Source organism: Lichenibacterium minor (assembly GCF_004137685.1).
GTDB classification, from domain to species: Bacteria; Pseudomonadota; Alphaproteobacteria; order Rhizobiales; family Beijerinckiaceae; genus Lichenihabitans; species Lichenihabitans minor.
Genome location: NZ_QYBB01000095.1, coordinates 1 through 6588 on the forward strand (window position 1 = coordinate 1; position 6588 = coordinate 6588).

5 protein-coding genes are annotated in these 6588 nt (G+C 63.7%); 4 read left to right on the forward strand and 1 reads right to left on the reverse strand.

Annotated features, from left to right (window positions below):
* Positions 1-254: 254 nt before the first annotated feature.
* Positions 255-503 carry a hypothetical protein gene (locus D3273_RS26945; RefSeq protein ID WP_129230031.1) on the forward strand — a complete coding sequence of 83 codons (249 nt, stop codon included), beginning with the start codon at positions 255-257 and terminating at the stop codon, positions 501-503.
* 181 nt (positions 504-684) lie between these two features.
* On the opposite strand, the gene D3273_RS26950 is transcribed toward D3273_RS26945, so the two are convergent.
* On the reverse strand, positions 685-1653 hold the full coding sequence (locus tag D3273_RS26950; protein WP_207210920.1) for an AraC family transcriptional regulator: 969 nt from the start codon (positions 1651-1653) through the stop codon (positions 685-687).
* A 78-nt stretch (positions 1654-1731) separates the two neighbouring features.
* On the opposite strand from D3273_RS26950, the gene D3273_RS26955 reads away from it, so the two are divergent.
* The 3 genes from D3273_RS26955 to D3273_RS26965 form a co-directional block, all read left to right on the forward strand.
* Positions 1732-2799, forward strand: a complete 1068-nt coding sequence (locus tag D3273_RS26955; RefSeq protein WP_129230032.1) for an aldo/keto reductase — start codon at positions 1732-1734, stop codon at positions 2797-2799.
* A gap of 1010 nt (positions 2800-3809) precedes the next feature.
* The gene (locus D3273_RS26960) at positions 3810-5990 is read left to right on the forward strand and encodes a putative bifunctional diguanylate cyclase/phosphodiesterase (protein WP_129230033.1); all 2181 of its coding nucleotides are present in this window, start codon (positions 3810-3812) and stop codon (positions 5988-5990) included.
* Positions 5991-6109: 119 nt separating this feature from the next.
* The coding region (locus D3273_RS26965) for a PDC sensor domain-containing protein (protein WP_428977815.1) at positions 6110-6588 on the forward strand (479 nt) is incomplete at its 3' end.

Genomic DNA, 6588 nt, shown 5'->3' on the forward strand with positions numbered 1-6588 from the left:
GGTCTGGGACATGAGCCCCAGACTCGCACATCCCAAACCCGTCGTGAATCATCCGATTGGTTCAGAGCACTAGGGCCACTGCTTCAACAGGCACTTGCGGCGCTGCCACGTCGTGGTCTGGCTGCGCCCATTGTGTAACACGACGCAGCTCGGGACCTAACGGCTTGCCATGGCCTTGCACCTTTGCAGGAGCGTCGAGGGTCATCGTGAAATCACCTCCGAAAACGTCGGGTCGCTTTACTGAGAAGGCTCGATTGGCCGCTCTGGCTGCCAGAGCTGCAAAACGCGCCGAGCCCGACACTTTCGGCTTGCCCGAGCTGTTCGTCGTCAAGGCGGGCGATCAGAGGTTCACCTGGGAACTGCGCCGGTTCGGCGGCGTGGTGCTCCAGCGCGGTGCCGAGCCGTTCCCGAACCAAGCTCTGGCGCGGGCCGCTGGAGAGGCTGCACTGGCCGCGCTGCGCGCGTCGTCCGACCTGCCGACGTTCAAGCGTGGGCGGCAGTAGGGCTTTCTGATGTGGCGGTCCGGCAGCTCATGCTCAATGGTGGCACGCTCATCATCGGTTCTTCTGGGGTACGCCTCAAGCGAACCGGCCAGGACGGGACCACTCGCATCGGTTCGATTGGAGTACACTCATAATGGCTCATTCCTCGTAGACTTGGCCTGGCCAGAGCCGATCTTGATGGTCAGCCTCCGATCGTGCGGTCCCTTCGGCCTCTGTTCGCCGATCGATGCCGCCCCGGGCTCTCGTTGTGGAGGCGCTTGAACGCCATGCTGAAGGCACTCTCGGAGGCGTAGCCCACCTTGACGGCGATATCGGCCAGCTTCTGCTCACCGGTCCTCAAAGCGGCGCTGGCCACCGCCATTCGCCAGCGGATCAAGTAATCCAACGGCGATGTGCCCACCTTGGCGATGAAGCGCCCATTGAAGGCCGTACGCGACATGCCGGCCGCCCTCGCCATCTCCGCCACGCACCAGCGGCGCGCAGGGTCACCATGGAGGAGACCCAGCACGGGTCCGATCCGCGGGTCCGCCAAGGCTCCGAGCCAACCCGGCATGGCGTCCTCTGAAATGAGGTGAGCGCGCAGGATATGGACGAGGACCAGCGTGCCAAGGGCGCCATTCATGACGCGCGCTCCGGGCCGGTTCGCTCCTGTCTCAAAGCCGACGAAGTCGAGGGCGGCCCGAAGTGGAGCAGCGGCGGGGGATGTGGCGGGGATGTGGACGACGGGCGGAAGGAGGCCGAGCAACATGCCGCTCGCATCGTCGGCAAAGGTGAACCGCCCTCCCGTTACCACGGTGGCATCGCCCTCGGAGCCGTAGCGGACGACGCCGTCCGGCCCCAGGCCTTCCCGGAAGACGGCGCGTCCATCGATCGGCGACAGATCGACCGCGCTGGCCGTCCTGTAGGGATGGCCGCTGGTGAGGAGGTACACGTCCCCGACCTGGAGCCGAACGGGTGTGGCGGCGGTCTCGTCCGCCCAGAGCCACATCGCTCCCTGCAGGACGCCGCCGAACTTGAGGTGGCGGTATCCCGGAAAACGCATCGACCAAGCACCCCGGCCCTCGAACCGGGCCGACAGCACCCCGTCCACGGATGAAAGCGACAGGACGTCCGACAAGGGGTCCACGGGCATCTCCGGCTGATCGCGCATGAAAAATGATCATCGCATGATGGTTTCCTCCGCCGTTGCCTGCAATCCTCAGTCCGGGTGAGGGGGAGAAGTACCGCCATGCAATATGCGCAACTCGGTCGAACGGGCGTGTTCGTGTCACGGATCTGCCTCGGCGCCATGACGTTCGGTGGGGCCGAGAACCCCGTCACCTCGGCCATCGGCCGCCTGTCGCAGGACGAGACGGACGCCATCGTGGGGCAGGCGCTGGATGCCGGCGTCAACTTCATCGACACGGCAGATGTCTACGGCGGGGGCGCTTCCGAGACGCGGCTCGGCGACGCCCTGAAAGGCCGCCGACAGGACGTCGTTCTGGCCACCAAGCTCAGCGCGAGGACCGGACCGGGGCCCAACCATGTGGGTCAGTCGCGGCTGCACATCATGGATGCCCTCGAAGGCAGCCTGCGCCGCCTCAAGACTGACCACGTCGACCTGTACCAGATTCACAACCACGACCCGCTGACCCCGCCCGAAGAGGTCCTACGGGCCCTGGACGATGCCGTCCACCAGGGCAAGGTGCGCTACATCGGCTGTTCCAACCTCGCCGCCTGGCAGCTCGTCAAGGCGCTCGGGCTGTCCGACCGTGGGGGCCTGTCGCGCTTCGTGTCGATCCAGAGCTTCTATTCGCTGGCGGGTCGCGACATCGAGGCCGAGTTGATCCCGGCGGTGCGGGAAGAGGGCGTCGGTTTGCTCTGCTGGAGCCCGTTGGCGGGGGGGTTGCTGTCCGGCAAATTCGATCGGCATGGCGCCTCGGACAAGACGTCCCGCCGCGCCCAGATCCAGTTCCCGCCGGTCGACGAGGCCAAGACTTACGACATCATCGACGTTCTGCGCGGCATCGCGAACCGTCGGGGCATTAGCGCTGCCCAGGTCGCCCTGGCATGGCTCCTGGCCAAGCCGGCGGTCACCAGCGTCATCTGTGGCGTGAAGCGGCCTGACCAACTTTCTGACAACTTGGCAGCGGTGGAGGTATCACTCAGCCCGGACGACATGACGGCGCTGGATGAGGTCAGCCGGCCTGCGCCACGCTATCCGGGTTGGATCCAGACCTACAGGGCTGATGGACGTGTACCGCAGGGTCATCCCGTTCCAGGGTCCTCCTGGACCCTTGGCGAACGGCCGCTCTGACGAGACTTTGCCATCCTGTCCTCGATAGGCATTCTTACGGCACCTATCGCCGGACGCGTTCCCTTGATCTTAGGGCGGATCCTGACGCCTCGACAGGCCGAGCGCGCTCGACAAGGGCGCGTCCTCGCCGCCGTCGGACGAGGGCTGGGCATGAGTTCTGACTCTACGGAACCGGCTCGCCGTCCCTGAGGCATTGTAGGGCGTGATCGAAGAAGCGACCGGCTGGGTCCAAAGTCGGCAGGGCGCTGCTCTGGGTCCATGCAGGTCAATTCCCATGCCGACCTATCCAGCAGCCTGCATGTGACTGCGCGGCGATCGAGGTTGAGGCGAGTGCATGACGACATCTTTGACCGAACCACCGGATTGAGGTGGCCCTGGCAGTTTGGGCTGGCCAGCGGAAGGCCTTGATAGGCGCGTAGCGCAAATGGCGGCACGTGGCGTGGCCGCATCGCGGTGCGTGCCAGGGGGATCTCGCCCTCCCATGATAGCGGTGGTTCGCATCGTTGATGGCGTCGATCTGCCAGCGCTTGTCGTCGAACCACGATTTCGCGATCTCGTCAGCGTCGTTTCGATTGTGACCGCCTCCGGAAACCCACAAGCGAAGGCAGCCTCACAGTAATAGGCTGCTTCGGCCTGTACTCTGTTATTTTTTCAGTAACATGGTTGGTGCGTGTCGGTTCTAATTGGATAAGACCCAAATGAAACAGCACGAAAACTCCGGATTTTTCGATTTCTTTAGGTCGTATTGTAATATAAATAATAATTATTAGTAGGCTTTACCACAACAAAATTACAAACCAATATCATGATTTGAATATTACATTCAAAAAATTTATGTTTGTGTGAAAAGTAGGCCAAAAATCGACATGCCCGCGACGAAAAGTGGCTGCGCTGGCACTCCCTCAAACCGTCGTAGACCGGTTAATTGTCTATCAATAGGATATTGTGCAACGAGTTAGTAGCAATTTGTCGGCAGGATAGGAGATCTTCGCAGACAACGGTGATCAAAAATGCCGTCCCGACGATTCCCTCAACCGGCCGACGAGCGGCAACGCCTCCAGGCCCTGAGGAGCTACAGGCTGGACGGCCCTGTTCCGGAAGCCGAGTTCGACCACATCGTCCGTCTCGCGGTCGACATCTTCGACGTGCCGACGGCGCTGGTGTCCTTCGTCGCGGAGGACCAGCAGTTTTTCAAGGCCCGTGTGGGTTTCGCGGCCTGCGAAACGTCCCGCGACGTGTCCTTCTGCGCTCATGCTCTGATGAGCGACGACGTCCTCGTCATCCCGGACGCCCGCGCCGACGAGCGTTTCGCCACCAATCCGCTCGTCACCGGACACCCCTTCATTCGTTTCTACGCCGGAGCGCCGGTCGTCACGCCCACCGGACATCGGCTCGGCTCCGTTTGTATCATCGACACCGAGCCGCGTGCGCCACTCACGGAGCGCGAACAACGAGTGCTGCAGGGATTGGCGAAAGTCGTGGTGGACCACCTCGAACGGCGACGCCTCGACCTCGTCCGACATGCCGCGAAGGAGATGGCCTCCACCACGCCGGACGCCATCGTCTGCTCCGACGAAAACGGCACCATCTCCTTCTGGAACGCCGCGGCCGAGCGCATGTTCGGCTTCAACTGTGTCGAGGCCGTGGGCATGCCGCTGACGAGCATCATTCCTCCCGAGTTTCGGGCAGGACATGAGGCCGGGATGGCGAGGGTGCTGGCGGGAGGCGAGCGACGCCTCGCCGGCAAGACCGTTGAGATCAGGGGGCAGCGGCAGAATGGAGAACAGTTTCCCATCGAACTGTCGCTGGCGACCTGGAACGACGGCGATCGGCTGCAGGTCGGCTCCATCATTCGCGACGTGTCCGAACGTCACCGCGCCCGTGAGCGGGTGCGTTACCTCACGCATTTTGACCGCCTGACCGACCTGCCCAACCGCACGCAGTTTCTCGAGAAGGTCAACGAGGCGCTGACGGCGAGCGGTTGCTTCACCTTGCTTCAGATGGGACTCGATCGTTTCAAGGTGGTCAATGGTAGCATGGGCATGGCAATCGGCGACCTCGTCCTCACCGAGGCCGCTCGACGTGTCGTCGTGGCAGCAGGGGCAGGTGTTTTTGTCGCCCGTCTGGGAGCGGACGAGTTTGGCATCCTCGTTGCCGGTAGCGACGACCCGATCGCGGCTGACATCATCGGCCAGGAAATCCTGCAGCGGATAGGGGAGCCATTCCACATCGGCGGCTCGGTGTCCCACCTCGGCGCGAGCATCGGCATCGTCCTGTGTCCCGGGCTGTCGCATTTCGACGCCGCCGATGCCGCCTTGAAGGCCGCGCTGCTGGCGCTGCAGCACGCCAAGATGGCGGGCGGGCGGCGCTGCGAGGTGTTCCAGCCGCAACTCGGCCGACAGGCCGACTATCGACACCGGATCGAGGACGAACTCAGGCAGGCCTTCGCTCGTGACGAGTTCGAACTGCACTTCCAACCTCAGGTGACCCTCCCCGACGCCAGCCTCGTCGGAGCCGAAGCGTTGCTGCGTTGGCGCCACCCGCTGCGTGGCCTGCTGTCCCCGGCCGTGTTCCTGCCGATCCTCGAGACGAGCGATATGGCCATCGCGATCGGGCGGTGGATCCTGCGGGAAGGCTGCTCGTTTGCCGCCGAGATGGCCGCGAACGGCACTCCAATTCGAGTGGGAGTGAACCTGTTTGCGGCGCAACTGCGGGATGTCGGCTTCTTCGACGACGTTCTGGCCGCCCTCGCCTCGACCGGGCTGTCCACCCATTTCCTGGAGCTCGAGATCACCGAGACCACGGTGCTCGGTCTCGATGAGAGCGTCGTCGCTCCCTTGCGCCGACTGCGCGATCTCGGCGTGAAGATCGCCTTCGACGATTACGGCACCGGGTACGCCTCGCTCAGCCTGCTGAAGCGCTACCCCTTAACCCGCCTCAAGATCGACCGCGAGTTCATCCGCGACCTCGATACCGATCCCGACGACGCCGCTATCGTGAAAGCCGTCCTCGCCATGGGGGCCAGCCTCGGTCTGGAGGTCATCGCTGAAGGCATAGAGACGGCGGAGCAGGCCGTGGCACTCGCCGCCTTCGGCTGCCGGGAAGCGCAGGGCTACCGCTTCGGCAAGCCGGTATCGGCCGAGGCGTTCTACCAGCTTTTCAGCCCCGCTTCCGACAGCGCCGCCGCGTGAGCCCCTTTATGCAAGCCTCCTCCACGCTGCCCATAGCTTCCGCACGCGTCGATGTCGGGAGCCGGTCACGGCGGCTCGGGCGACGGGGGAAAGTTCGTTGTCTCGAGCTCTCCATCGCGGTGATCACCGTCGGCTTCTGCGCCGCCTCGGGGTGGACGCTCTACGACCTGAGGCAGAGCACCTACGCCCAGGCGGTGAGTGGCGAGAGCAACCTTCTCAGCGCCCTCTCGCAGGACATCGCCCGCAACGTCGAAATTTACGATATGTCGCTGCAGGCCGTCGTGGCGGGACTTGCAGAGCCGGGTTTGTCGGACCTTAGCGCACGCTTTCAGGACTTGGTGCTCTACGACCATGCGGCTTCCGCAAAGGATCTCGGTTCTATCCTGGTCCTCGATCGCGACGGAGTGGTGGTGCGTGGGTCGAAGGCGGAGGCCATCGGAGCCGACCTCAGCGATCGCGAGTATTTCCTAGCGCAGAAGGCCTCGCCGGACCGCGGCCTGTTCATCAGCGAGCCGTTCACCGTAATTGCTCACCTCCCCTGGGCTGGTGTGGTGTCGCGGGCGTCGGGAAGCGGTTGGATTTTTGGGTCGACGACGGC

Excerpts from the sequence above, each read along its gene's own strand:
- D3273_RS26960 (WP_129230033.1), top strand. The coding sequence starts at position 3,810 with ATGCCGTCCCGACGATTCCCTCAACCGGCCGACGAGCGGCAACGCCTC.
- D3273_RS26950 (WP_207210920.1), bottom strand. The coding sequence starts at position 1,653 with ATGCGCGATCAGCCGGAGATGCCCGTGGACCCCTTGTCGGACGTCCTG.
- D3273_RS26955 (WP_129230032.1), top strand. The coding sequence starts at position 1,732 with ATGCAATATGCGCAACTCGGTCGAACGGGCGTGTTCGTGTCACGGATC.